The following is a 25,917-nucleotide window of genomic DNA, read 5'->3' as shown; positions in this document are numbered from 1 at the left end:
AAGCCGCGGGATGACGATACGAGAGCCGCGAGACGACAATAATATTATGAATGAATCCGATCTTCTGTGGAAACCCAGCCAGGCCAGCATCGACGCGGCCAACATGACGCGCTTTATCGAGCAGATTAATCAGAACCATGGCCTTGCGATTGACGACTACGATGCGCTCTACCAGTGGTCGATCGAAAACAAGGAAGCGTTCTGGTCGGAAACCTGGGATTTTTGTGGAATTATCGGCGACAAGGGCGAGCGCATCCTGGTCGACGGTGAAAACATCGAGAAAGCGCAATGGTTTCCCGATGCAACGCTCAACTTTGCCGAAAACCTGCTGCGCAAAAGGAATAGCGACGTCGCCATTTACTTTCGCGCCGAAGACCAGGTCGAGTACTCGCTGACCTACCAGGAACTCTACGACCAGGTTGCCAGCGTCGCTGCGTGGCTTAAGTCTAACGGGCTTGAAGCCGGCGATCGCGTCGCCGCGTATTTGCCCAATATGCCCGAAACCGTGGTCGCGATGCTTGCTGCAACCAGCCTCGGTGCCGTCTGGACGTCGACTTCGCCCGATTTTGGCGAAGACAGCGTGGTTGATCGTTTTGGCCAGACCGAGCCCCGCTTCCTGTTTACCGTCGACGGGTATTTTTATAACGGCAAACGGCATGAGATCAGCGACAAGATCAGGAATATCTGCGCCCAGTTACCGAGCGTAGAGCAGCTTATCCAGGTCAACCTTGCCGGGTTCGGCAACCAGGTGGGAGCCGTTGACTGGAAAAACATTATCGACAATCCGGTCGATCAGATCGAGTTCGTCGCGTGCAACTTCAACGATCCACTTTACGTACTCTATTCGTCGGGTACCACCGGCAAGCCCAAGTGCATCACGCACAAGGTGGGCGGCACGCTGATCCAGCATTTGAAAGAGCAGATGCTGCACTGTGATATTCACCCGGGGGATCGCGTGTTTTACTTCACCACGCTGGGCTGGATGATGTGGAACTGGCTGGTCAGCGCGCTGGCAAGTCAGGCCACGCTGGTACTCTACGATGGTTCGCCGTTCTACCCGGATGGTGAAGTGCTGTGGCGTTATGCCGAGGAAATCGACCTGAACATATTTGGTACTTCGGCCAAGTACATCGATGCGATGAAAAACGCGAAGCTGCGCCCAATGGATAAGTTCGACCTGTCGGCTCTGCGCACGATTGCCTCGACCGGTTCGGTGCTCGCGCCGGAAAGCTTCGATTATGTTTACGAAAACATCAAGCAGGACGTCTGCCTTGCCTCGGTATCCGGCGGCACCGATATCGTATCCTGTTTCGTGATCAGCTGCCCGCTGCTGCCGGTTTACCGCGGTGAAATCCAGTGTCGCGGTCTCGGTCTGGCAGTCGACGTTTTCGATGACGACGGCAACCCCGTGCGCAATCAGAAAGGTGAACTGGTCTGTACCCAGACCTTTCCCAGCCAGCCGGTTTACTTCTGGGCTGACGAAAGTGGCGAAAAGTACCACAACGCCTACTTCGCACGCTTCGACAATGTCTGGCATCACGGCGACTACGTCATGCTGACCGATCACAACGGCATTATCGTTTTTGGCAGATCCGATGCGACCCTGAATCCCGGCGGGGTGCGCATTGGCACCGCCGAAATTTACCGTCATGTCGAGCAACTCGATGAAGTTGTCGAGAGCATCGTCATCGGTCAACAATGGCAGGACGATGTGCGCGTGGTGCTGTTTGTCGTGTTACAGCCGGGGATTAACCTCGACGCGGCGCTAGAGGACCGTATCCGTCGCCTCGTGCGCACGAAATGCACACCGCGTCACGTGCCCGCCAAAATTGTCCAGGTGGCCGAGATCCCGCGCACCAAGTCGGGCAAGATCGTCGAGCTCGCAGTACGCGAAGTCGTGCATGACCGCCCGGTCAAGAATATCCATTCGCTTGCCAATCCGGAAGCACTCGAGCTGTATCGAAGCTTGCCTCAGCTGCAAGACTAGGCCTTGAATTCAAGAACAATCCTGCTGAACTGGGCGCTGCTGATGGGCCTGGTCGCGTTATGGGGGACCTCGTTTTTAATCATCGCGATATCGGTCAGAACAATCGACCCGGTTTCTATCGTGTTCTATCGTCTTGTGCTTGGTGCGATGGTGCTGGCCCTGGTGGTGTATGCGCGTGGGCAGAGCATTCCGAAGGATCTGCGGATATGGGGGGGATTTCTACTGATGGCAATTGCCGGTAACGCCCTGCCGTTCTTTCTGATCTCGTGGGGTCAGCAAACGGTTAACTCGGGGATCGCCGGTATGATCATGGCGATCATGCCGCTGATGACAATGATTTTTGCGCACTACCTGGTCGCAGGTGAAACCCTCAATCGCTACAAGCTAATCGGCTTCACTCTGGGTATTACTGGGATCGTGGTATTGCTCGGGCCCGTGTTCGAAGGTGGGGGTCGCGAATTCTGGAGCGCGCTTGCTATCTTCACCGCGGCAACCTGCTACGCGGTCAATGCAATTCTGATCAAGCGTTTACCGCGCTTCAGTCCGATGGTGGGCGCCTGCGGTGTACTCATCATGGCAAGCCTCGTCATTCTGCCGTTCTGGCTGTTGCTGGCACCTGAAAACAATAACATCAGCCAGGATTCGATGATCGCCGTTATCTGGCTTGGCATCGGTCCGACCGGCCTTGCCACGATCATCTTGTTTGCAGTGATCGATCGCGCTGGCCCTACTTTCCTGTCAACGATTAACTACCTGGTTCCGGTAGTCGCATTTTTCAGCGGCGCATGGTTACTTTCCGAACCCGTGAGCTGGCAGCATTTTGTCGCACTGGGTATGATTCTGAGCGGGATCGCGATTACCCGGATCAGGGCGAGCCAAGCGCTTCGCTGAAGTGATCGATAAATGCATGCACGCGGGCCGAACGCACCAGGTCGGGATGGGTCAATATCCACAACCCCGTGGTCAGTTCGGCAGTTGGAAATTCCAGCCGGGTCAGGGTTTGAGATGCATCGCCCAGAAAGCTCGGCAATAGCGCGAGTCCGATACCTGCTTCCGCGGCAATTCGGAGGGCAACAAACGAGTCGCAGCGCATGCATATATTGGCGGCATCAATGGTCGTTTCGAACCAGTTGCCAATCGGCGTTACCCCCAGGCTGTCGACAAGGCCGATCCAACGGCCATCGGCAATAGCACCTGGCGCAGCCGACTCTAGATAATCGGCAGATGCATAGACTGCGAACTCGACATCGCAGAGTCGCCGTGAGACCAGCCTCGAATCCGGGTACCGGGTTGGCCTGATCGCGACGTCGGCATCGCGCCGATTGAGATCAAGAATACTATTGGTCACCAGTAAATCGACGACGATGTGTGGGTATTCTTGGTTGAATGTCGCGAGGTGGGGGCCCAGCACTGATACCATGAACGAGTCGGTCGTCGTGACCCGCAGTTCGCCCTCGAGTTTAAGCTCGTGCCCGGCAATCTGGCGTTGCATGGTAAATAGCGTGTCCTCGACTTCGCGCGCGGCATTGATCATTTTCTCCGCTTCCGGGGTCAAAACATAACCCGATTCACCACGTTCAAAAATACGGCAATTGAGATTTTCCTGGAACAGGTTGATGCGCCGCAGTACCGTAGTGCGGTTAACTTCGAGCTCACGCGCGGCCGCGGCGATCGATCCCTTGTTGGCAACCATCAGCACATAGCGCAGATTGTCCCAGTTGATGTGCTGCATAATTGCAGCACTATAGCGCAATTATGAGTAATTTGATGTAATTTTATTAACATATATAATCCCCCGACCAAGCCGTAACCAGGACAACCACGGAGAACCATCATGAGAACCGCTTCCAGACTCTTTTTTCTGCTCATTGGCTTAACGCTTGCCGCACCCGGCTACACTGCGAATGATCCACTTAAAAATGCAATCAAGGCACGCCAGGGTGAGATGCAGTTGCGCGCCTTTAATGTCGGGCCGCTGTTCGCGATGGCGAAGGGCAAGATAGATTATGACGCGGCCATGGCCAATAAACTGGCTGGAAATCTGAAACTCCTGCTTGACCTCGACGCCAGCCGCCATTGGCCAAAGGGCTCGGATATCGACAATTACATGGGTGATACCACCGCCCTGCCGAAAATTTGGACGACTTATCCGGAGATTGGTAAATATGGTAAAAAATACGCCACGGCGGTGAATGAGCTTGCCGCTGCAGCCGGTAACGGCATCGATGCGCTAAAGACCAAAATCGGCCCAGTTGGCAAATCCTGCAAGGGATGTCACGACGAATTTCGCGAGATGCAATAAAGACCACGATCTGCCTGGCGGAATTCAACTCGAGAAGATTAAAGAACCCGGTGACCCAACTGCGGCACCGGGCTTCAGTGCAAACGACCACCATCGGTTGGAACTTCGGCAAGCTCAGGGGCTTCCTTACAATCCCACAGCATTTTCCCAACGAATATCTGCTCGTTGACGATTCGATTGCCTGCTGCCTATGATGCATTCATGATCCTGAAACCGCGTTTACTCGCCACGTTGAGTATGCTCATCGTGGCATTGCCATGCGGTGCTGGCGCGCAAACCCCGGCCGATGACCCATTGCTTGCGCGCGGGGAATACGTGCTACAGATCAGTGGCTGCCGTCATTGCCATACGGCGGAAAACGGCGAGCCTTTAGCCGGTGGGCGGGCGTTAGAGACGCCTTTTGGCACCTTCTATTCCCCCAACATAACCGCACACAAGACTGCGGGTATCGGCGACTGGAACGCCGACGATTTCCAGCGCGCACTACATCACGGCGTATCACCAGAGGGCTATGACTACTACCCAGCATTCCCCTACACGTCATATACGCGCATGACGGTCGAGGACGTACGTGCCCTGTACGCCTACATCCTGTCGCTGCCGGCATCGGTGCAGCCTAATCGCGCCCACGAATTGGCCTGGTTTCTGCGTTGGCGGTTTGCTGCAAAGGCCTGGAAATGGCTGTTCTTCAATCCCGGTAAATTCCAGCAACATGCCGAACGAAGCGCGCAATGGAATCGAGGCGCATACCTTGCCGAAGCCCTGGGTCATTGCAGCGAATGTCATACACCCCGTAACCTGTTTGGTGCGTTACAACAGAACCTCGCATATGCAGGTAACGCACACGGTCCAGAAGACGAACTGGTACCCAACATAACACCCCACAAGGGCACCGGCATCGGAGATTGGGATCGGGCCGCGATACAGGAGTTTTTGAAATTCGGTGAGCTTCCAGACGGCGAGTATACCGCCGGCTCGATGGATAAAGTGATCGAAGAAATCCGAAATTTAACAGCGGAAGACCGCGAAGCACTGATCGACTTTCTTCTTGCGCTACCGCCGATTGAGAACCGCGTTGGTCGCTAAAGGTTCGGAAAATCCATATAACCACTTGCGACGCGATCGCGGCTAGCGGGCTCTAAATCAAGATTCAACTCGAGACGATGTCCCGGTTTGCCACTGGTCGATTGAATTTGCATAGTAATTCAATAGGTCCAGCGCTTCCGCTCTCGGTCGAATAAGACCATCCCTACGCTCGATAAATCCGCGTCCCTCCAGCATCAAAAGCGCCGCCGTCAATACGTCCTCGCAAGTGTTAGTCGAAATTCTTATCGGGGCTCCCTGGGCATGCAGTTCCTCGATGCGCGTAACGGCTAGTGTCTTTGCCCCCAGTTCGCTGAGCGAGTCAGACTGGTTGGCAAGTACAACTTCACTCATTAGCGCTACCGGTAACACCGGCACCACATTGGCAATTTCATCCATCAACTGATGACTGAGCGCTTCGATGTATTGATAACGCCTGGCCTGGTCGATTTCAGACAGATTGATGTTGTGCTGTTGGCAATACTCAAAAACCGATACCGGCTTACCGAAATTGACACCGGCATAGCCGAACCTTAGCCAGCGTTTTTTGCGGCTCATCAAAAGTGTTTTCAATCCAAATTTTAAACTCGTTTTAATGACAAACCAGGGGCTCCTGGTTTCAGCCTCCGGATCGAGTTTTCGTACCAGGCTCATGTCTTCCAGCACACGATCGTAGTTAATGCCCACGGGCACCAAAACAACATCGCGATCACTGCCGGGACGATAGTCGCGCAGCATGTAATCGAGAAATCCCTGCTTCGGCTGGCGCAGCAATCCGTCTCGCGTCAATCCGCCCTCGAGGAACACTGCCTGGCAAACGCCGGCACGTGTCGCGAGATTGACGTAGCGTTCCAGCACCCGTCGATACAGCACATTGCGAGAGTTACGACGCACAAAAAACGCACCCATCGATTTAAGCAGGGATTGCAACGGCCAGATCCTGGCCCACTCCCCGACTGCGTAGGAGAGCGCAGTTTTTTCGGCAACGAGAAATGACACCAACACGTAATCCATGTTGCTGCGATGGTTCATGACGAAAACGACGCTTGCGTTGGGATCGACCTGTGAAAGTTTGCGGTCGTCGTAAAACCCGACCCGCACCCGGTAAAGCATTCGTCCCAGGGTCTTGGCAAGCCAGTAGCCAAAACGAAAGTAAATGTAGGCGTTAAACGACGGCGCAATCTCGTTGGCATACCGGAAAACCTTGGCCTGCACGACTTCTTTCGGCATGCTGTGCTCGGCCGCGTATTCCTTCATCGCCGCGACGACCTTGTCGTCAAACACCAGTTGATCGACCAGCGCCTGTTTGCGGGTGAGCTGGAAAGGCCTGATCTCGATATCAAGCCGGGCGTTAACTTCTTCGATAACCCGGTTAACGCGGCGCCGTAAATACCAGCGAAACCCCGGCAGCAGGATTCGGTCCAGCACCAGCAGCAGGGCTGTTACCAGCAACAGGATAAACAGCCATACCGGAAGGTTTACCGTGCTCTCCATAGCGAATCAGTGTGGCATGTTCGCTTTTCAACTGCCAATAAATTTCTGTTTGCCGTATTTGCAACCCAACTATTTAACAGGCTGCCAGGCCCAATTAGTTTATAATTTGAAACATGCGCGATCGAACGTCCCTGGCTTCGGATCAAAAACCGTTAATGGTTGCCATTGTTCTGTTAATGGCTTTGACGATCAGCGCCTGTAGTTCTAGTGGCGGCTCTGACGATGAATCACCGGATGTTGAATTGCCGTCGCTATCCATTGCTAACGCTGATGCCACCGAAGGCGACACAGGCACAGCAAGCATGACGTTTGTGGTAACGCTGTCAAAAAGCTCATCTGAAACCGTTACGGTTGAATACAGTACATCGGATGGTTCCGCAACTGCCGGAATTGATTACCAGGCGTCGATCGGAAGTATTCAATTTGCAGCGGGCGATACCCTGCAAACCATAAGCGTTACGATCCAGGGTGATACCGACGTCGAAGCGAGTGAAACCTTGACGGTGACATTATCGTCGCCGAACGAAGCCCAAATTTCACAGGCGAGCGCCGTCGGCACGATTACTAATGATGATTTCAACGGCGGATTACCCGGGATCGATAATCGACCCGACAACCAGACTTGTATCGCGCCTGCCCGACCCACCATGGATGCCAGCGTTGCAGTTATCGATCCGTTTCCAAACCTGCCCAATATTGCTCAACCCACCAAGATGATACTGGAACCCGTGGCTGATCCCCGTTGGTTCGTACTGCGTAAATCGGGGCAACTAGTTACCTTCGATCCTGACACGGCCACGGCCGTTTCAACCTATCTCGATTTATCGGGGGTGGTGCGAACCCAGTCCGAGGGCGGATTGCTTGGCATGGCGTTTCATCCCGATTACCCGACGACACCGGAAATTTTTCTATCCTATACCATCGATCATAGCGGCCCGGCGATGCGCTCGGTGATCTCGCGATTTATCCTGGATAACATGGTGAACCCGGGCGCGGGTACGGTAGAACAGGTCATTCTCCGGGTCGACCAGGATTTCGATAATCACAATGGCGGCGACATTGCATTTGGTGCCGACGGTTACCTGTACATCGGGCTTGGCGACGGGGGCAGCGGCGGTGACCCGAACAATCGCGCGCAGAACACCTCGCACTTGCTCGGCTCAATGCTACGTATCGATGTCCTTGGACCCGGGGTTTCTTTTCCCGGCAATCCCTACGTTATTCCAGCCGATAATCCCTTCGCGGCGAATCCTAAATGTGGGCCCGGTTTAAATGCGAGCGCCTGCCCCGAAATTTACGCCTGGGGTTTACGCAACCCTTGGCGTTGGAGTTTCGACACCGATACCAATGAACTCTGGCTTGCCGATGTCGGACAAGGTTCCTACGAAGAAGTCGATACCATCGAACTGGGCGGTAACTACGGATGGCGTTGTCGCGAGGGCGCACACAACTTTAATACCTCAGGTTGCGGCAGCGGCCTGATAGATCCCGTATCGGAGTATTCACACAGCCTGGGTAACTCGATTACGGGTGGGCAGGTGTATCGCGGTTCGGTAATCCCTGAACTGGTCGGGCGCTATATATTTGCCGACTATGGATCGGGTCGAATCTGGGCCCTGCAATCTGATGGACAGGGGGGTTACAGTAACGATCAACTGATAGACACGAATTTTGGCCCGACCTCTTTCGGCGCCGACCAAAGCGGCGAGCTTTATTTTACCGACATCAACAATAGCCGTTTGCGCAAGCTGGTGCCGGCCGGGCCGCCGACACCCGACACGATACCTGACCTGCTTTCAAATACCGGTTGCACCGATCCCGTCGATATAACCCAGCCTTATGCCGGCTTGTTACCTTACGATATTAACGCGCCATTTTGGTCCGATGACGCGCAGAAGGAGCGCTACATTGGCCTGCCCAATGGCACCACGATAACGCGCAATGCGGAGGACGACTGGGAATTTCCGAACGGTACCGTGATAGTCAAAAACTTCCGCCTCAATGGCAACCTGGTCGAGACACGTCATTTGATGCGGCACCCCGACGGAGTATGGGCCGGTTACACCTATGAGTGGAATCCACAGCAAACTGAGGCCACGCGCGTTAAGGGGGGTAAGACAGTCCTCAGTAACGGCCAGGACTGGATTTTTCCGTCGGAAAGTCAGTGTCTCGAGTGCCATACCAGCAGCGCAGGCTTCGCGCTGGGTCCCGAGACCGCGCAGCTTAACCGCGTATTCACCTATCCCTCGAGTGGTCGTACCGCAAACCAGCTGGAAACGATCGATCATGTTTTGATGTTTACGACGCCGTTACCGGCCCCGGTGCAAAATTTACCCGCGCTAACTTCGCCAACCGATTCCGCGGCCAATATCGCTGATCGGGCTCGCGCTTACCTGCATACCAATTGTGCGCAATGTCATCGCCCCGGTGGACCAACTCCATCCACCATGGACTTACGCTATACCACGCTGTTTTCCAATACCAATACCTGCGATGCCATACCGCTTGAAGGCGATCTCGGCATTAGCAACGCACGCCTGATCGCACCCGGTGACGCTGCACGCTCGTTAGTCATTTCCAGGGCCAGTCGGCGCGACAGCCACGGCATGCCACCACTGGGGTCAAATCTGATCGATAACTTAGGGGTTAGCCTGTTAGCCAGCTGGATCAACGGCCTCGCAAACTGCTCGCTCTGAAGCAACACATCTGCGACCCCAATACCTGCCTGTATCATGCCGCCACGCGCCAAGCGGGCGGTGTCACGTCTGTCTAGGTGTTTGCAAGTTCGCCCAGCGTGATTGGCTTAAAGGGTGGACGTACCCTGAAATACCCGACTTGCTCCATCGATGCGCCGGTTTCATCGGCCACCAGCGCCGCGACCGTGCTGCCGCACAGGCAGCCCTGGCATGGGCCCATGCCGCAACGGGTGAAAGCCTTGACCTGGTTGGGTCCTACGCATCCCATACGCACAGCCTGGCGCACCTGGCCGGCATTTACCTCTTCACAGCGGCACACCAGTGTCTCATCGTCCGGTAGCTGATAGGCCCTGCCTGGTGCATAAAGCTTATCGATAAAAGTCCGGATCGAGAGATGCCGGTTCAGCGACCGGTTAAGCTGCTGCGCCGATCTATCGCGCTGTCCCGGACCGATTGCACGCAGTTCATAGCCAAGCTGCAATGCGCAAAGCCTGCCCTGTAACTCGGCCGCCCGGGCGCCGACGACACCGGCGCAATCACCTGCAACCATGACTTGTTTGACACTTGTCTGGCCCCACTTATCCTTTCTGACCTTCCAGTTTTGCTGTAGCGCATCCCATACCAGGTTGCAACCTGCAGCAAGGGGCAGGCGTATATTGGAGATCACACCCTGGTGTAACATCAGGGTATCGGCTTCGATTTTAACCTTGATCCGGTTACCCGCTCTACTCCGAGTCAGGTTAAAACATACCGACTCTAGTGACTCGTCCCCTTCGGCACGGAGGCCGTACACGTTTTTGTAAACGGGTATGCGCGCCTTCCTGATCGCCCGCATGAATGTCAGGCCCTTGAACAGGTAGTCGACTGCGGCTAATGCGCGGGGTAAAGAGGAGATAGCTTCGAAAAATCTCGAATCAGGGGCCGTGTCTACAAGTGCCTCAATTTTCACGCCTGCCTGCAGGTACTGCCAGGCCAACAACAGCAGTAACGGCCCGCTACCCGCTAATACCAGGCGCCCATCCGGCACTATCCCGGCTGATTTCAGCAATATCTGGCCGGCACCCGCCGTCATGACACCGGGCAAATGCCATCCGGGCAGAGGCATGGGTCGTTCCTGGGCGCCGGTCGCCAGTATTAACCGTTCGGCGGTAATGAAATGACTGGATCCGTCGATCAGCAAACCGGTCTCGAGTCGTTCATCCAGGTACCAAACCGACGCATCGTTTAAAAACGTCGCCCCACTGTTCAGAAACTCATTCACGAGCTTTTGACCCCGAAAATAGTCCCTGCCGAGATAATTCACGGCACCATTTTTGGCCTCGCTAACATTGCGATATATTTGGCCACCTGGCGCTTGCTCATCTACCAGGGCAACCTCGAGGCCGACCCGCGATGCCTCTGCGGCCGCGGCGAGACCCGCAGGTCCGCCACCTATCACCAGCACCTCGTAATGGCTCTTCATTCTGGCAGTTCCAATTCGGCTGCACCTAGCTGATACTCGATCGTCATGTTTTCCCTGACCTCGATCTGGCAGGCTTGCTGATTTGCCACTCCGTCAATTTGCATCAAGCAATCGAAACAAATCCCCATCATGCAATACGGCAACCTTGGCGAAGTGGATACCGGGGTGTTACGTACCTTTTTAAAACCACAGAGTAATACGGCAGCGGCAACTGAAATTCCGGCGGGCACCTGGAATTCGCGGTTTTCAATTCGCACCGAAACGGTATCGAAACGCCTGTCTTCAATTAAGCGAAACATCGAACCTGTCGGTGCCGAACTGGTTGATAAGATCAGGCTCGCCGCTGCCGGCAATCCACTCGACAACCGGCCCCGCATGCATCGCGGCCAGCGTTACGCCACTGTGGCAGGTCACCGTGTAGGCGCCGGGACAACTCTCCGACTGCTGATAGATCGGGTTATGATCCGGTGTCATGATTCTGAGCGCACCCCAGGCCCGCACCAGCCGAACCCGTTCCAGAAACGGAAACATCAGAACGGCACGCTGTGCGATTTTTTTCAATACTGCCGGATTGGTACCGTCATCCAGTCCCACGTCCTCGTGGGAATCCCCGATCTGCACGGTGCCTTCCGCGGTCTGGCGAACATGTAGCGTTGGTAAATTCAGAAATGGCTGCAGCCGCTCGGTAATCATGATTTCCCCGCGATCGACGACGACCGGTATCTCCATTCCCAGCATTTCACCGAGCCGTCGGTTACCGAGCCCAGCACATAAAACGATTTTCTCCGCCGACACGACGCCCTCGGTGGCGTATGCGAAAAAACCACCCTCCCTGGTTTCAATATTATCGATAACCTGGTTTGGAAAATATTTTACCTGATGATAATCCATCCCCTGATGCAAGGCCTGCAAAAGGTAGAGCGGATTGACATGCCCATCCTGGGCCGAATAGCTTGCACCCAGAACCGCTTTCGAAATCTGTGGGATGTATTTTTTCAGCTGGTCATGATCGAGCATCTCATATTCGAAAGATCCATCCGTGTGTTGTCGAATCATTTCCATTTCCTGTATGCGCTCGTCCCATTCATCACCGCTGAGACAAAAATGCATACCACCTGAACGCTGGTAATCAACCCCGATTCCCGTTTTTTCGGTAAGTTTGTCGACAAATTCTGGCCAGAGGTTGGCCGCCTGCCCGGTCCAATTTGCGTAGGGTGCGTAATCCCAGCCCTTGCCCTGAACCCATACCAGACCGAAATTACCGCGCGATGCGCGCAACGAACGATCGCCGCCATCGAGCACGGCGACTTTGTAATTCTCCTGCGCGAGACCGTAAGCGACCGATGAACCAACCAGGCCACCCCCCGCAACGATAAAATCGTATTCCATCAATTACCTTCCGACCGGCGTTTGCTACCGACGGGAGCCCAATTCAAAACATAAGTCGCTACCATGATCGTCCGATCAGGAGCGCAGATAAGACGCGCCGTTGACATCAATGATGCTGCCGGTCATGAATTCAGGCGCATCGAAGGCGAGAAAACCGATGGTTTTACCGAGTTCTTCGGGTTGGGCAACCCTGCCGATACTGCTTTGATTGCGGATGCCGTCACCTTCGGACGAGGCCAGTACCGCGGCCGCCATTTCGGTTTCGACAAAGCCGGGGGCAACGGTGTAAACAAACACCTTTTTTGGTCCCAACGCCTGCGCCAGCGATTGGCCCATGGCATTCATGCCAGCCTTAGACGCGCCGTACCAGGGCATCAGCGGTTCGCCACGAAAGGCCCCGCGCGAGGAAACATTGACGATTCGACCACCACCGCTGGCGATCATTTTCCGACCCGCCAGGAAACACAAATTGCTTGCCGCCGTGAGGTTGGTGTCGACGATGCGCTGCCAGGTCTGTTGCCAGGTGGCATAGTCGATCTCCTCGAACTGGTGACGCTGCGAGATTCCCGCATTGTTGACCAGCACGTCGAGGCCACCGAGCGCCAGGTCCGCTTCCTCGATCAATTGCTCGGCCGCTGCCGGATCGGTAATGTCGCACTGAAATATCTGATGGCCGTCACCTGCCAATGCCGCGAGGGTTGCTTCGGCCCGTGCACGGTTGCCGTTATAGTGAACCCCGACCCTGCCGCCACGGTTAGCACATTCGATTGCGGCCGCGCGGCCAATACCACCCGAAGCACCGGTAATCAATATCGCAGTTCTGGAAGTCATCGGTTTATCTCAGGATTGAAACGAACCAGTACTATGCCAGATTTTGAGGCTACGGGCCCGGAACGATTGGCTCAGGGTTTTGCCAACAAGCCACCATCGACCAGCAGCTCGGTTCCGGTAATAAATGACGCCTTGTCGGAAAGTAAAAACAGGCAGGCATTTGACATGTCTGCGACCGTGCCAACCCGTCCCAGTGGTATCGCGTTGGCCGTGGCCGCGCGGGCGTCGGGATTCTGTTTCCAGCGATCCTGCATCGGCGATTCGCTGGGTCCCGGGAAAATCACGTTAGAACGAATGTTTTCCCCTGCGAGTTGAATCGCCAGCGATTTGGAAAACGCGACGACACCGGCTTTGGCGGCCTGGTAAGCATCCTGGGGCGCGGAATCACCGCGTAAACACTGGGTGGAAGAAAAATGCACCATGGCACCGCCACCGCGGGTGCGCATACAGGGGACGACCTGTCTTGCCGTGTGCACCATGCTCTTCAGGTTGACCGCCATCACCTGGTCCCAGACATCCAGGTCGATTTCGAGCGCAGACCTGTCGCGGTCAAACCAGAGCGCTCCTGCGACATTGGCGAGGTAGTCAATGCCGCCAAACGACGTTACCGCTTGCTCCACCGCAGCCGCAACGGCGGTGTCATCGGTCAAATCGGCCTGCACGAAATGGGATTGTTCGGCGTGGCCCGGGATTTCGTCGGGCCTGGCCTTTATATCGAACATCAGTACGCTGGCGCCGGCGTCAATCAGATCGCATGCAATCTGGTATCCCATGCCGCCCCCGGCGCCGGTGATAAAGGCGACTTTACCGTCAAAATTTGACATTTTTACTCTATCTCCTGTTACTCGATTTTTCCATCGACTGGCTCGAGTCCGCGTGGGATGTTTTTCTCGGCATCGTAAAATGGCAGATCTACGAGCTCCACGGGGCAATCGACGCCATCCCGATCGGTAATGCTGACACCACTTGTACCCATGAACTCGGGCGAGTCGAGCAACACGAAACCGACGCCGCACTCGAGGTAAGGCGAAATCTCGTAGGCAGTAACGTGACCCACCGACTGTCCGTTCAAGAAAACCCTGGAACCGAACTTGATTTGCCGACCCTCACATTTGAAGCCGCAGAAACGGGGCTCCTTGCTAGCGTTACGCAGGGCATCGCGACCGATGAAATCGTGGCCTTCGAGATTGACGAACATTCCGAGCCCCATGTCGTAAGGTGTCGTATCCCAGTCCATGTCGCTACGGTAGTTCAGAATGCCGCCCTCGATGCGCCGAATGTTCATCGATGACTGGCCACAACCCAGAATGTCACTGTCGGCACCGGCAGCCATCAAGTGATCCCAAAGTGCCGGGCCATCAACCTCGGGATCCATGTTGTAGACTTCGAATCCGAGTTCTGCTGACCATCCCGTGCGACTCACGAGCACGGGCTGCCCGCCCATGTGTCCCTCGAAAGCATCAAAATAACGGAATTCCCCTGGCGGTCCGCCATCGCAGGCGTTTTCCAGAACCGCCATCGATTTCGGACCCTGTACCTGTAGTACCCAGGACCGTGGATCGTGGATCTCGACCGCGTAATCGAGCGCGTGCGCTACCAGCCACAGGTAAACGTCGGCATCGGCATGCACGTACCAGAAATGATCTACTGCGAGTTTGAATAAAATGCCGTCGCACACCATGCCACCGCCCTGGTGGCAGATCAGTCCGTAGCTACCGCGTCCGACATGAAGCTTGTCGACCGGGCGCGTAAACACGCGATTGAGAAATTTAACCGAATCGCGACCCTTGATTTCAACCGGGCGCTCCGGCACGTCAAACAGGCCGACCGCTTTGCGCAGCTTCCAGTATTCCTCGGTCGTGTCATTTCCCAGCGACTGCAGCACCAATCGTCCAGCATACTCGCTGTAAAACGCGTTTTCACTCCAGGTACGGGAAAACCACGGTGACTTCGCGCAGTGGCTGAAAACATTCAATCGCTTGGACGGCATGAAAAAACTCTCCAGTAATCGTTGTGCCAACGGGACCCCGCGGGATTAACCTATTTAACTCAAACAGTGCTACGGATTCAATCGCAAAGAAAACTTTAAAGCAGATCCAGCTCAGCCTGTTTTTCGAAAAACCCAGTAATGACCGTCACCGTCGTTGTTATAGGGTGCATCCTTGATTACCTGGATTAATTCAACTTGCTTGCTGGTGGTTAGTTCGTCGACTACTTGCTGGTAGTTGGTCTGATCGTAGTAATGCGTGCGCGTGGATATCACCAGCAACCCGCCTGGTTTGGCCAGCTTCAGTAATACCTTCAATGCATCGGGCGGCACATGCCCCAGGGTGAAAACCCCTACCGATAGAATCGCATCGTAGCTGGCAGCTGCATAACTTTTCGCCGCTCGCATCATATCGATACTTCCCAGTACCTGCCGGTAGGCCCCGGTCGCAGCGGCTAGCTCTACCATTGAGTCGGAGAGATCGAATCCATCCAGGTTGCCATACCCAAGCGCTTGCAACTCAACACCAACCAGCCCGGTGCCGCAACCGGCATCGAGAAGCTCACTGTCCTTATCGGTTAAGTTTTGTTGCATCAGATTCGCTGCGATCGCAGGCCCGGTGTATTCGGAACCGGTGGTGTCGATATTGTAATTCTTTGCCCAGTCTTCGTAGAACTGCTTGACGTTTTCGGGATCGCCATCGAGGTGTAACGCCGCGTCGATGGCTTCATTGCTGGATATTTTCTCGTCGGACATCGTCAAAGGATAACATTTCCATTGATCCGGAATCCATTCCTCGAAATTCACCGTCATTCCGCGATGACGATCCCTATAAGCAATCTAGCAGGCACCTTTCTTGCGCTTCATGGTTGGCGGATACTTTTCTTCATTCGGGTGCACGGTGATCTCGACGCAGTCGTCGACTTCGAAATCGGGACTGTCAAGATAAATCGTGAATTGTCCGCCATCCTTCAGATCGACTTCGTAACGCACCAGTTCCGGTTCGGAATCACCGGAGAAAAAGGACGATAGTAAAACACCCACTCCGATCGAAAAATTTCCACCGGACGAAACCGATCCGTAAACGCTGGTCCTGGTCCGGGTGTCTTTTTCGACATCGTTAACACTGGCATCTTCCTTGGCGGCAATGACGCCGATCCTGGTAATTATCTCGGCGTCATCCTGATGGGTATTCTTGGAACTGCAAGCGAACGCCAGAAAGGCTAACAACAGCAGTATCGAGTAACGCATTTTCGAGGTTCCTCAACAGATTTTTGGTATCAATGTCTTCCCAATATTACGCCGAAGATAATTACTCTCTAGGCGTTTGCAAACTCGATACCCTTTTTGATATTGCCTTGCAGGGTCTCGCGCATTTCGTCCAGCAGTCTTTGCTCGTAGTCGCTAAGCGCCGGCAATGGCGGGATCGATTCAACCCCGTCCTTGCCTAGTATCACCGGTTGCGCGTGAAAACTGTCGCTATCGTCGCCGACCTGGACATAGCAGCACTCGGTAACGGAGTCGCCATTCATCGCGGCCACCAGTGACATTGTGAAGCGCGCCGCCGCCTGCGCCATTGACAGCGTGGCCGAACCGGCGCCCGCCTTGGCTTCGACGACCTCGGTACCCGCTTCCTGAATTCGGGGCGTCAGGGCCTCGATATCAGCCTGGCTCAGCTCTACGCCGGCAACGCTGGAAAGCAACGGCAGGATGGTAACGCCACTGTGACCGCCAATGACATCGACACTGACTTCATCGACACTTTTGCCGGCGGTTTGTGCGACAAAGGTAATGGAACGGATGACGTCAAGTGTGGTTACTCCGAACAATTTGCGCTTGTCGTATACACCGGCGGCCTTGAGTACTTCGGCAGCGATTGGCACGGTTGAGTTGACCGGGTTGGTGACGATCGCAAAGCAGGCCCCCGGACAGACTTTGGCACCGGTACCGATCAGGTTCTTGACGATCCCGGCATTGACGTTGAACAGGTCGTCACGGGTCATGCCCGGTTTGCGGGGCACGCCGGCGGGGATCACGACGATGTCCGCATTCTTCATCGCGGTCTCGACGTCATCACCGACATAACCCGTAACACAGACATCGCTCGGGATATGACTTAAATCGACCGCCACCCCGGGTGTAAAAGGCGCCACGTCGTAGAGCGACAGCTCGCTACCCGCTGGAAGCTGTAGTTTGAGCAACAGAGAGAGTGGTTGACCGATTCCGCCGGCAGCCCCGAGTACACACACTTTCATGACAAACCTCGTTTACGCAATTTCCTTGACCAAGCATCATAGCCATGCCGGTTGCGATTCACAAGGTAAACACCGTCCGGCAATCGAGGTTTAATAGAGACTATTGGGCAGCTTAAAAATCAGCCTAAAGAAACGCGTTCACATCGGTCGGACCGCTGAATCCAGGAAAAACCGTACCCACATCGGTACCACCGAGTCGCTTGTTCATCAGTTCCGAGATTACCGTGCGCAGGTCAGTGGTAATTTTAAGGTCCTCACCGTATTCAAGATTTGCAGGCGTAAGGCCGGGCCAGTCGCTGATGACCTGTCCTCCATTGACACCGCCTCCCATCAAGTAAGCCAGGCTGCCGGTTCCATGATCGGTACCCATCGATCCGTTCTGGGCGACTCTGCGTCCAAACTCGGTGTACACCAGCATCGTGATACGTGACATACCGAGACCCATGTCGGTGTAAAAGGCACCCAGTACTTGAGCGAGTTCACTCAACGAAAGGTCAATATAGGTCGGCAGGCTCTCGTGGTGATCCCAGCCATCGGAATCAATACAGATCACTTCAACCGGCAGTTCGGATTTAATTAACTGCCCCGCCTGCCGCATCTTGTTACCGAGTGCGGTGTCGGGGTACACCGCGCCGTTAGCCGGAGTAATCGCAGCCAGGTCAGCGGCCTGTAATTCTTCCATCGCCGTCAATGCAGCCCCGGCCGGACCGAAAAAGGGGACCGGATTTTGAAACAGCTCTGCAAGCACCTGCGGATAACCCGAGTCGAGAATGCCCTGGTCGAAACCGAAATCATTTAAATTATCGATCGCGAGCGGATCGACCGCGCCGTTCAACGCAACTGGCACGTTGCCGCTGATCGAAATGGCGCGAAAAGCCGAGCTCGAGGCCGCCGGGCTTGCAGCAAGGTGACGCCCGAGCCAGCCGGTGTTGGGCCCCGTTTTTTCAACGACACCTCGCTCAATCAGGTTTTGTGCCGAAAAATGTGAACGTATCGCGTGCGGAACTCCCGTGGCATGCACCAGCGCCAGATCACCCGCGTCATAAATCGGTTTGAGCGGCGCCAGTACCGGGTGCAGGGCGTAATCATCCGTTACGTAGACGCCACCGCCCGGGCTTCCCGGCGCCGGTATCCCGATATTCGGGCGATGGGTGTAGTAGTCGGCATCGCTATAGGGTACCAGCGCATTAAGACCATCGGCTGCACCGCGCTGAAAAACACATACCAGGATATCGTGATCACTCGGGATCGTGGGGTGGGCAACAATTTTATTGGCAGTCGACACCATTCACTCCTAGCGCAGATGAAAATAAACCGAGCTGACCAGTACCGCGGCAGCCAGCGCCGACGCCTGTTCCGGCACGGTTGCCGGCAAAATTTCATCCTCGGTAACCCCGAGCTCACCTTTCAGCCAAGCCATGATGATCGAGCGGTCATCGCTCGAAAGCGGTCGCATCAGTACGGCATCGGTAATCGCATCCACGACCGCTGCCAGTGTGTTGGCACCATTTAGCATTGTCGCGTAGTCGACCGTGATCACGTCGACACCCGGAATAATACCGGCAAAGCTCAGAAACGACAGGCGCCAGCGGTTCAGCAACCCGCCGGTGCTGGCCCAGTAGCTCTGCAGGTCCGGATAACCATCCGGCGTCGGCCAGTAAAATGGCAGCTGACCGAGCGTATTTTGCGCGAAAAACCAGAACTGACCCTGGTCCGGTGGATAAGATGTATCGGGCGCCAGCGATCTTACCAGCGCGGCCAGATATTCACTCGGCCGGATGATCTTGAGATCGGCATCATCGAGAAATGCAGCGGTCGCGAACAGTGCGCGCAAGGTTTCCTTGATATCGCCGTTTGAGCTGGAAAACGCGAGGGCGACCGTATCGACTGCCGCTTGCGGAGGCGAGTCGCTGATGAAGCGTCGGCACAACTTGGTGGCGATGAAGTTTGCCGTGGACGGGTGCGCTACCAGTATATCGAGCACCTGTTCAGCATCGGTCTGCCCGCCACCAGCTGCAATCGGATTGCCCAGCACCAGCTTGGCCTGGTCGTCGTGAATGGCGTCGACATAAACGAATTCGCCGTAGTCGCCACCCGGGTCTCCCGGGAAGCGCAAGGTCCAACCGGTGAAACAGCGCGCAACCTCCTTGACATCGGTTTCGGTATAACCGCCATCGACGCCGAGCGTGTGCAGTTCCATCAACTCGCGCGCATAGTTTTCATTCGGCGCGATTGCCTGGTTAAAAAAATTATCGAGATAAAACAGCATCGCACTGCTTTTCGCGGAAGCATGTAACATATCGCGGAAGTTCCCAAGCGCATGGGTACGAATTACCTGCTGGTCATCGAAAGGTTTCAGGGTTGGGCCAAGACCGTTGATCAGATGTATATTGAAGTGATCGCTCCAGAATTCGACCATGATTTCAAACAGCTGGCGTTCGCTGAACATCTGCCGGTACTGGGTTGCCGCGATCATTTGCGTGGCCACGTCGAAAATATTGGCGGGGAAATTCAGGACCAGTTCTGCCGGGGTTTGCAGCGTCAACGGAAATTGTGTCGCAATTTCGGCTTCGAGTGCGCTGACGTCGATATTCAGATGATCGAGCTGCTGCTCCAGGTAACCAGTAATGCCGAGGTTTTTTATCGAGACCAGAGCATCCCGATGCGGACCAAAGCTGGTGCGCTTGAGCACCGTGTATTCGGGACTCGCCTTCGGCACGACAATTTTCGGTGGCGAAGCTGGAGACGAAGGCTCGTCAGACGAGCCCGAACTGCTGCCGCCACAGGCCGGCAACGCCGTGGCGATGGCACCATATCCAAGCCCCTTGCCGAGCAGCTGCAGGAATTCACGACGATTCTGCAACCTTGCAAGGATTCCATTGAGATCAATTACTGTGTCGTCGGCCATTCGCGCTATCAGCCCATTAGCGAGTTCGTGTAACCATATCGTATATTACCTGAATCAGGTCTGAATCAAACGCAACTGCTTCACACTTTTCCCGATATAAGCCCGCTTGCAGCAAGCTGACGATTACGCTAACAGCTCAATTTACCCGGGTAACGTCGGTCTGCCCCTCGCCGAGGCTATAGGGGTAGTAGTGTTCGACCAGGCGCTTTTCGTAATCGTCCTGGTCGAAGGCGGTCACCTTGAAAGAAGGCAGCTCCAGCATCGCGTCGTACCAGCGCCGGTATCTTTGCCAGGCTTCGCCCTCTTCGGGGAGCCTGAAATCGCGGTAAGTACCGAGCAACACGTCGATACGGTAGGCAAACGGGATCAGGGCGATATCGACGGCACAGATTTCGTCGCCCGAAAAGAACGGCCCGTCATCATCCATTGCGCTGACCAGCGTGCTCAGCCCTTCGAGCAACTTTGCACGTGACTCGGTACGGTAATCACCCGGCTCGCTCGCTTTCAGAAAACGATACAGGTAGGGCGTGATCTTGTTGCCGATGTGATCCATCCAGTACTTCTGCTCGGCGCGTTCGAGCGGATCTGCCGAGAAGATCGGGTTTTGCTGTGGCCGGTAATCCTCGAGGAATTCCAGGATCCGGTTAGATTCAACGATGGTGGTCTCGCCAACCCCGTTACTATTCGGTTGCACCAGTACCGGCACCAGCTCGGCACCGCGCGACACCCTGACCCACCAGTCGGTCTTGTCGTAGGGATCGACTTCGACATACTCGAAGTCGATGCCCTTGTGAACCAGCGCCATCCAGGCACGCTGGGCGAAGGGACAATACCAGGCGTTGTAAAGCTTCATGGTTAGGACTCGATAATTTAACCGCCGTGTTATCGCCGAGATCGATGATTCAAATCAAGCTTTTTTTCGGGGCAGGTCGTTAAAATTAAACATCGAGGGAAGAATCCCCACTGAAAATGGTGTGCCAAATGCAGGCGTACAATCATGAAGTAGCCCAGAATCTGCGCGAAATTGCGGCACTGCTTAAAGCACAGCAGGCCAATCCGTTTCGCACCAACGCCTATCTTCACGCCGCAGATACGCTCGACAAAATGCCTCAAAATATCGCCGACCTGATGCAGGCAAAGGGCATCAAGGGGCTTGTTGCCCTGCCAGGAATCGGCGAGGGAATCGCGCGCTCGATCTACGAATATATCGCCACCGGGCGCATGTCGCGCCTCGAGAATCTCAAGGGTGCTGCCGATCCAGTGGCCTTGTTCCGTGAGATTCCAACGGTTGGTAGAGCACTGGCGGAACGCATCCACGACACGCTGCATGTCGAAAGTCTCGAAGCGCTCGAAAACGCGGCACGCGACGGACAGCTCACCAGGGTCGAAGGCCTTGGCAGCAAACGTCGCGAGGCGATTGAGTCCTGGCTGCAAAAACACCTCGATGAACAACGCCGGCAGTTAAGACCCGTCCGCCAGGACAGCACCAGGCCTGATGTCAGACTGGTACTGAAGGTCGACGAGGAATACCGCCTGAAGGCCAGGGACGACAAGTTGCCGATGATCAGACCTAGGCGCTTCAATCCTGAAAACAAGGCCTGGTTACCCATCCTGCACGCCACTTATGATCACTGGCATTTCACCGCGCTTTTTTCAAATACCGCGCGTGCGCACAGCCTTAACCGCGTGCAGGACTGGATCGTGATCTACTTTTACGATGATCATCATCGTGAAGGACAGCACACGGTTGTCACCGAGACCCATGGAAAACTGAAGGGAAAGCGGGTTGTTCGGGGGCGCGAACCCGAATGCCTGCAATTTTATGACACCGCTGCGGGTGGTCGGTAAACGTAACGCAACTGCAGCAACCCGGCACCCAGTCCAAACAGCAACAGCAGAAACAGGATCAGGCCGCCGAGCAATGGAATCAGCTGGATTAATCCAAGCAGGAAAATAACGGCTACCACCGAAATCAATCGACGCCCGCGTGAAGCGATATTCAGCCTCAGGAGTTTCGCGCCCCGATCGGCGACAAAAAAACAGGCAATCAGAAAGCCCGACAATAAAGCGACGCAGTAAAGCGCCAGCAAGCTCAAGCCGACCCAGAGACCCAACACTATCAGCATCAGCATGAAAGCGACCATCGGCGTGGCGACAGTGAAAATAAATCCCAGACCCAGGCTGGTCCACGGATTGGAACCAATCCGTTTGACCGAGGCAACCGTGTAATGGGGGAAAAAAAGGTAAAACAGGATACTCGCGACTGCGAGAGTAATCGAAAAGAACAGGCCAAAGCCACGATCGGCATAATGCCAGTCCACCGCTTCATAGGTTATCTTTCCAGATACGCTTGCGCCCTCATCGGGGGTTACCGGTTGCGGGCTTTTATAGTTCAGTTCCCCGTCGATCCGTGCGCCTTCGAGGATTTCAATTTCTGCGCCATCGATTTCAACATCGCCCCGCACGCTTCCGGAAAGGCGAATATGACCACCGGCTAACTTGAGGTTACCGAGAATTGTACCCGCCAGGTGAATTTCACCACCGGCCAGCCACGCGTTTCCACCAACGGTTGTTCCGGGTGACAGGGTTATCGAACCACCGGTCGCGGCAAGGTCATCGGCGATAACGGCATCGATATTGATATTGCCGCCGGCGATGCGGATATCATCCTTGACTTCACCCCGAATTTTGAGCGTCCCGCCGGCGGCAATGACATCGCCCTCGACCAGGTGCCCAATATAGATTTCGCCACCGGCAACGATAACGTCACCGGCAACACTGGCGTCGATATCGACGACCCCGCCGGCAGCATAGTAATCGTCATCGATACTGCCACGCTCGACCACGGTTTCGCCCGCACTCGAAGACGCCTGCGCTGCAAACGGAAAAGCCAGTACCAACCCGACGCAACATCCTCGCGCGATATTGAAAAATCCTGGCATTTGCAGACTAGGGATTAGTCGACTCGGCCTGCTCGGTTAGCCTGGCAGGTTTGGGCTCCCCTTTCGGCCACGCACCGAATGGGTAAGGCTGGTACTCGCTGTTGAAATTCATGTACTGGAGTATCTGGTAAATATAGGTGCTTAATCCCTGGCCCAGTTTGCGCAGGCGCTCGTTGGTTTCGCCGGTAAACAACTTTGAAAGAAACTGAAAGATAATCACTGCGACCAATATGATTTCGGCAAGAGTGTAAAAAATTGCATACAGCAGCATATAAAGACCACGTTTCCAGGTGGCCTGGCTTTTCAGATTTTCTTTAACGTCATTACTCATGGTGATTTAGCCCTCGGTTTAGATCCAGTCAATATACTCCCGTCACGATGAAAATCTAGCAAAGCTCAGCGAAATCTGATTGATCTGGCTCAATGACTGAACGCAAAAACCACGCATAGTATCTACTCCGGTCGGGACCTTGTTAAGGACAGGTAAATGTCAGGCTGATAGCATCGTACATTACCGAGCGGACGACCGCATTAACGCAATGGAGAGATAGCCCGGAATGGCAATAAAAAATCTTAAATTGAGCGTTTATTTTCGTCTTTACATCCTGTTATTGTTCGCGTTGTCAGGTGTTTGGTCGACGCTGGCCGCAACCGAGAGCGATACTCCGGACCCACGCGACCTGATTCGTGCGGCGATGGAACACTGGCGCGGTATTACCTCGTACTCTGAAATGACGATGACAGTCCACCGCAGCGACTGGGAACGCAGCTTCTCGATGCAGGCCTGGACTGAGGGCGACAAGCTTTCCCTGGTGCGCGTTACCGCGCCGAAGCGCGACGCGGGAAATGGCACCCTGGTCAAGGATCAGAGCATGTGGACTTTTTCGCCGAAGATCAATCGTATCCTCAAGGTGCCGTCCTCGATGATGAACCAGAGCTGGATGGGCAGCGATTTTTCCAACAAGGACATCAGCAAGTCGACCGATATCATCGATCAGTATGATCATCGCCTGCTCAAAACCGAGACCCGGGATGATCACCTGGTTTACACCATCGAATCGATTCCACACGAGGAAGCCGCGGTTGTCTGGGGCAAGGAAATCGTTACTATCCGTGACGACTTTATCTTGCTGCGCCAGGAATTCTGGGACCAGGACGATATCCTGGTCAAGGAAATGAACGCGACCGAGATCGCAGTCATGGACGACCGCACCATCGCGTCACGCATGCGCATGCACAAGCTCGAGACACCGGATGAATGGACTGAAATGGTCGTTGACGACATCGACTTCGACATCGCGCTGGAAGCTAATCTGTTCACGCTATCCAGCCTCAGGAATCCCCGGCAGTGAAGGATGTCACACTGCGCATGGCGTGGCGTAACCTGTGGCGCCACTGGCGCCGCACCTGGCTCACCGTTGGTGCGATGATTTTTTCCAATGGCCTGCTGATATTCGCGATGTCGTTGCAGTTCGGCAGTTACGACATGATGATCGACAATTCGCTGCAGGCTTTTTCCGGGCACCTGCAACTGCAACATCCCCGATATCTCGACGAGCCTAAAATGCGCTACGCAATCGACGATATTGCCGAACTGGCCGAGCGCCTGCGCCGCGAACTCGGCCTGGACAGCATCAGCGCCCGCGCCACCGGATTCGCCCTGGCGTCGAGCAACGAGCGTTCCTACGGGTTGCAGATTATCGGCGTCGATCCCGCGCACGAGCCATTGGTATCGACCCTGCCGGGGCTGGTAAAGCAGGGCCGGTACCTTGAACCCGGTAGGCCCGGGGAAATTGTCATCGGTGCAGTGCTGGCGCGCAATCTCAAGGTTGGGCCGGGTGATGAACTGACTTTTATCGGCAGCGGTTTCGACGATTCGTTTGCCGCCGGCATCGTCACGGTGGTCGGCATATTCGAGTCGGGCGTTGCTGATCTCGATCGCGCGGTGGCGCAGGTCGATCTCGGTTATTTCCAGGATGCGTTTGCGATGCAGGACCGCGGGCACAGCCTGACCGTGCGCGCGCAGCACATCGACGACGTCGAATCGTTGCAGTCGCAGATCGGCGAATTGCTGGATACCGACAAAAGCATAAGCCTGCGCCACTGGGACGAATTGCAGCCGGGCCTGCGGCAGGCTATCCAGGCGGATATGGCCAGTAACTCGTTCATGTATATAGTGCTGATCGTGCTGGTGGCCTTCAGCGTGCTCAATACCCAGCTGATGTCGGTGCTCGAACGTACCCGCGAGTTCGGCACTATGATGGCGCTGGGGTTGCAACCGGCACGGCTGTCGCGACTGGTCATGCTCGAAACCGCATTGATGACCGCGCTTGGCCTGGTGCTCGGCATCGCCGTTGGCCTGGCGATCAATATATACATGAGCCGTGTCGGCTTTTCCTACCCCGGCATGGATGAAGTTGCGCTCAAGTTCAACCTGCCGGAGCGGATCTATCCGGCGTTTACTATCGCAACAATAACGCTGGGTCCTGCCGCAGTCGCCATTGGTAGCCTGCTGGCAGCCCTCTACCCGGCGCTGCGGCTTTATCTGCTGACGCCGATCGATGCGATGCGGGCGATCTGA

24 protein-coding genes are annotated in these 25,917 nt (G+C 55.2%); 8 read left to right on the top strand and 16 right to left on the bottom strand.

Annotated elements, in window-relative coordinates; translation table 11 throughout:
- Positions 1 to 46: 46 nt before the first annotated feature.
- Positions 47 to 1,987: an acetoacetate--CoA ligase gene (locus OES20_07935; protein MDH3634621.1), complete on the top strand. Its 1,941-nt coding sequence runs from the start codon at positions 47 to 49 to the stop codon at positions 1,985 to 1,987.
- 3 nt (positions 1,988 to 1,990) lie between these two features.
- Complete coding sequence (locus OES20_07930; GenBank protein MDH3634620.1) at positions 1,991 to 2,878, top strand: DMT family transporter; 888 nt, start codon at positions 1,991 to 1,993, stop codon at positions 2,876 to 2,878.
- On the opposite strand, the gene OES20_07925 is transcribed toward OES20_07930, so the two are convergent.
- Positions 2,853 to 3,719, bottom strand: coding sequence for a LysR family transcriptional regulator (locus OES20_07925; GenBank protein ID MDH3634619.1), 867 nt, complete (start codon positions 3,717 to 3,719; stop codon positions 2,853 to 2,855). The genes OES20_07930 and OES20_07925 overlap by 26 nt on opposite strands.
- Positions 3,720 to 3,821: 102 nt before the next feature.
- Here OES20_07925 and OES20_07920 point away from each other — a divergent pair, with 102 nt between their 5' ends.
- Together OES20_07920 and OES20_07915 are read left to right on the top strand one after the other, a co-directional pair.
- Complete coding sequence (locus OES20_07920; GenBank protein MDH3634618.1) at positions 3,822 to 4,289, top strand: cytochrome c; 468 nt, start codon at positions 3,822 to 3,824, stop codon at positions 4,287 to 4,289.
- A 165-nt stretch (positions 4,290 to 4,454) separates the two neighbouring features.
- Complete coding sequence (locus OES20_07915) at positions 4,455 to 5,375, top strand: cytochrome c (protein ID MDH3634617.1); 921 nt, start codon at positions 4,455 to 4,457, stop codon at positions 5,373 to 5,375.
- 57 nt (positions 5,376 to 5,432) lie between these two features.
- Here OES20_07915 and OES20_07910 read toward each other — a convergent pair whose 3' ends face one another.
- Complete coding sequence (locus OES20_07910) at positions 5,433 to 6,866, bottom strand: 1-acyl-sn-glycerol-3-phosphate acyltransferase (GenBank protein MDH3634616.1); 1,434 nt, start codon at positions 6,864 to 6,866, stop codon at positions 5,433 to 5,435.
- Positions 6,867 to 6,979: 113 nt separating this feature from the next.
- Here OES20_07910 and OES20_07905 point away from each other — a divergent pair, with 113 nt between their 5' ends.
- The gene (locus OES20_07905; protein ID MDH3634615.1) at positions 6,980 to 9,562 is read left to right on the top strand and encodes a PQQ-dependent sugar dehydrogenase; all 2,583 of its coding nucleotides are present in this window, start codon (positions 6,980 to 6,982) and stop codon (positions 9,560 to 9,562) included.
- A 73-nt stretch (positions 9,563 to 9,635) separates the two neighbouring features.
- Here the strand turns inward: OES20_07905 and OES20_07900 are convergent, their stop codons facing one another.
- The 12 genes from OES20_07900 to OES20_07845 form a co-directional block, all read right to left on the bottom strand.
- Positions 9,636 to 11,024 (bottom strand): FAD-dependent oxidoreductase, encoded by a 1,389-nt coding sequence (locus OES20_07900; protein ID MDH3634614.1) that lies wholly within the window; start codon positions 11,022 to 11,024, stop codon positions 9,636 to 9,638.
- Complete coding sequence (locus tag OES20_07895; GenBank protein ID MDH3634613.1) at positions 11,021 to 11,323, bottom strand: (2Fe-2S)-binding protein; 303 nt, start codon at positions 11,321 to 11,323, stop codon at positions 11,021 to 11,023. Before OES20_07895 ends, OES20_07900 begins: the two co-directional genes overlap by 4 nt.
- The gene (locus OES20_07890) at positions 11,307 to 12,413 is read right to left on the bottom strand and encodes an FAD-binding oxidoreductase (protein ID MDH3634612.1); all 1,107 of its coding nucleotides are present in this window, start codon (positions 12,411 to 12,413) and stop codon (positions 11,307 to 11,309) included. The genes OES20_07895 and OES20_07890 overlap by 17 nt, the downstream gene beginning before the upstream one ends.
- A 75-nt stretch (positions 12,414 to 12,488) precedes the next feature.
- Entirely contained in the window at positions 12,489 to 13,244 is a 756-nt protein-coding gene (locus OES20_07885) for an SDR family oxidoreductase (protein MDH3634611.1), read from the bottom strand.
- A gap of 71 nt (positions 13,245 to 13,315) precedes the next feature.
- Complete coding sequence (locus OES20_07880; GenBank protein MDH3634610.1) at positions 13,316 to 14,068, bottom strand: SDR family oxidoreductase; 753 nt, start codon at positions 14,066 to 14,068, stop codon at positions 13,316 to 13,318.
- Positions 14,069 to 14,085: 17 nt separating this feature from the next.
- Positions 14,086 to 15,264: an aminomethyltransferase family protein gene (locus OES20_07875; protein ID MDH3634609.1), complete on the bottom strand. Its 1,179-nt coding sequence runs from the start codon at positions 15,262 to 15,264 to the stop codon at positions 14,086 to 14,088.
- Positions 15,265 to 15,345: 81 nt separating this feature from the next.
- Entirely contained in the window at positions 15,346 to 16,044 is a 699-nt protein-coding gene (locus tag OES20_07870) for a class I SAM-dependent methyltransferase (GenBank protein ID MDH3634608.1), read from the bottom strand.
- Between the two features lie 27 nt (positions 16,045 to 16,071).
- A complete protein-coding gene (locus OES20_07865) occupies positions 16,072 to 16,482 on the bottom strand; it encodes a hypothetical protein (protein MDH3634607.1) in 411 nt (136 codons plus the stop codon).
- 68 nt (positions 16,483 to 16,550) lie between these two features.
- Positions 16,551 to 17,486, bottom strand: coding sequence for a malate dehydrogenase (gene mdh / locus OES20_07860; protein MDH3634606.1), 936 nt, complete (start codon positions 17,484 to 17,486; stop codon positions 16,551 to 16,553).
- A 124-nt stretch (positions 17,487 to 17,610) separates the two neighbouring features.
- Positions 17,611 to 18,771, bottom strand: coding sequence for a DUF1501 domain-containing protein (locus tag OES20_07855; protein MDH3634605.1), 1,161 nt, complete (start codon positions 18,769 to 18,771; stop codon positions 17,611 to 17,613).
- A gap of 9 nt (positions 18,772 to 18,780) precedes the next feature.
- Positions 18,781 to 20,394 (bottom strand): DUF1800 domain-containing protein, encoded by a 1,614-nt coding sequence (locus OES20_07850; protein MDH3634604.1) that lies wholly within the window; start codon positions 20,392 to 20,394, stop codon positions 18,781 to 18,783.
- Positions 20,395 to 20,530: 136 nt separating this feature from the next.
- On the bottom strand, positions 20,531 to 21,247 hold the full coding sequence (locus OES20_07845) for a glutathione S-transferase family protein (protein MDH3634603.1): 717 nt from the start codon (positions 21,245 to 21,247) through the stop codon (positions 20,531 to 20,533).
- Between the two features lie 128 nt (positions 21,248 to 21,375).
- On the opposite strand from OES20_07845, the gene OES20_07840 reads away from it, so the two are divergent.
- The gene (locus OES20_07840; protein MDH3634602.1) at positions 21,376 to 22,242 is read left to right on the top strand and encodes a helix-hairpin-helix domain-containing protein; all 867 of its coding nucleotides are present in this window, start codon (positions 21,376 to 21,378) and stop codon (positions 22,240 to 22,242) included.
- Here OES20_07840 and OES20_07835 read toward each other — a convergent pair.
- Both OES20_07835 and OES20_07830 read right to left on the bottom strand, forming a co-directional pair.
- Positions 22,215 to 23,336, bottom strand: a complete 1,122-nt coding sequence (locus OES20_07835) for a hypothetical protein (GenBank protein MDH3634601.1) — start codon at positions 23,334 to 23,336, stop codon at positions 22,215 to 22,217. The genes OES20_07840 and OES20_07835 overlap by 28 nt on opposite strands.
- A gap of 7 nt (positions 23,337 to 23,343) precedes the next feature.
- Positions 23,344 to 23,667: a DUF4389 domain-containing protein gene (locus OES20_07830; GenBank protein ID MDH3634600.1), complete on the bottom strand. Its 324-nt coding sequence runs from the start codon at positions 23,665 to 23,667 to the stop codon at positions 23,344 to 23,346.
- 226 nt (positions 23,668 to 23,893) lie between these two features.
- On the opposite strand from OES20_07830, the gene OES20_07825 reads away from it, so the two are divergent.
- Complete coding sequence (locus OES20_07825; GenBank protein MDH3634599.1) at positions 23,894 to 24,688, top strand: outer membrane lipoprotein-sorting protein; 795 nt, start codon at positions 23,894 to 23,896, stop codon at positions 24,686 to 24,688.
- Complete coding sequence (locus tag OES20_07820; GenBank protein MDH3634598.1) at positions 24,685 to 25,917, top strand: ABC transporter permease; 1,233 nt, start codon at positions 24,685 to 24,687, stop codon at positions 25,915 to 25,917. Before OES20_07825 ends, OES20_07820 begins: the two co-directional genes overlap by 4 nt.

The sequence above is a fragment of the Gammaproteobacteria bacterium genome (assembly GCA_029862005.1).
Taxonomy (GTDB): domain Bacteria; phylum Pseudomonadota; class Gammaproteobacteria.
The sequence above is the reverse complement of the archived record's forward strand: the minus strand, read 5'-3'. Positions and strand labels throughout refer to the sequence as shown.

Bases quoted from the DNA above. Each gene is read 5' to 3' on its own strand.
- OES20_07935 (MDH3634621.1), top strand. From the start codon at position 47: ATGAATGAATCCGATCTTCTGTGGAAACCCAGCCAGGCCAGCATCGAC.
- OES20_07925 (MDH3634619.1), bottom strand. From the start codon at position 3,719: ATGCAGCACATCAACTGGGACAATCTGCGCTATGTGCTGATGGTTGCC.
- OES20_07920 (MDH3634618.1), top strand. From the start codon at position 3,822: ATGAGAACCGCTTCCAGACTCTTTTTTCTGCTCATTGGCTTAACGCTT.
- OES20_07910 (MDH3634616.1), bottom strand. From the start codon at position 6,866: ATGGAGAGCACGGTAAACCTTCCGGTATGGCTGTTTATCCTGTTGCTG.
- OES20_07905 (MDH3634615.1), top strand. From the start codon at position 6,980: ATGCGCGATCGAACGTCCCTGGCTTCGGATCAAAAACCGTTAATGGTT.
- OES20_07900 (MDH3634614.1), bottom strand. From the start codon at position 11,024: ATGAAGAGCCATTACGAGGTGCTGGTGATAGGTGGCGGACCTGCGGGT.
- OES20_07895 (MDH3634613.1), bottom strand. From the start codon at position 11,323: ATGTTTCGCTTAATTGAAGACAGGCGTTTCGATACCGTTTCGGTGCGA.
- OES20_07890 (MDH3634612.1), bottom strand. From the start codon at position 12,413: ATGGAATACGATTTTATCGTTGCGGGGGGTGGCCTGGTTGGTTCATCG.
- OES20_07885 (MDH3634611.1), bottom strand. From the start codon at position 13,244: ATGACTTCCAGAACTGCGATATTGATTACCGGTGCTTCGGGTGGTATT.
- OES20_07880 (MDH3634610.1), bottom strand. From the start codon at position 14,068: ATGTCAAATTTTGACGGTAAAGTCGCCTTTATCACCGGCGCCGGGGGC.
- OES20_07870 (MDH3634608.1), bottom strand. From the start codon at position 16,044: ATGACGGTGAATTTCGAGGAATGGATTCCGGATCAATGGAAATGTTAT.
- OES20_07865 (MDH3634607.1), bottom strand. From the start codon at position 16,482: ATGCGTTACTCGATACTGCTGTTGTTAGCCTTTCTGGCGTTCGCTTGC.
- mdh (MDH3634606.1), bottom strand. From the start codon at position 17,486: ATGAAAGTGTGTGTACTCGGGGCTGCCGGCGGAATCGGTCAACCACTC.
- OES20_07850 (MDH3634604.1), bottom strand. From the start codon at position 20,394: ATGGCCGACGACACAGTAATTGATCTCAATGGAATCCTTGCAAGGTTG.
- OES20_07845 (MDH3634603.1), bottom strand. From the start codon at position 21,247: ATGAAGCTTTACAACGCCTGGTATTGTCCCTTCGCCCAGCGTGCCTGG.
- OES20_07840 (MDH3634602.1), top strand. From the start codon at position 21,376: ATGCAGGCGTACAATCATGAAGTAGCCCAGAATCTGCGCGAAATTGCG.
- OES20_07835 (MDH3634601.1), bottom strand. From the start codon at position 23,336: ATGCCAGGATTTTTCAATATCGCGCGAGGATGTTGCGTCGGGTTGGTA.
- OES20_07830 (MDH3634600.1), bottom strand. From the start codon at position 23,667: ATGAGTAATGACGTTAAAGAAAATCTGAAAAGCCAGGCCACCTGGAAA.
- OES20_07825 (MDH3634599.1), top strand. From the start codon at position 23,894: ATGGCAATAAAAAATCTTAAATTGAGCGTTTATTTTCGTCTTTACATC.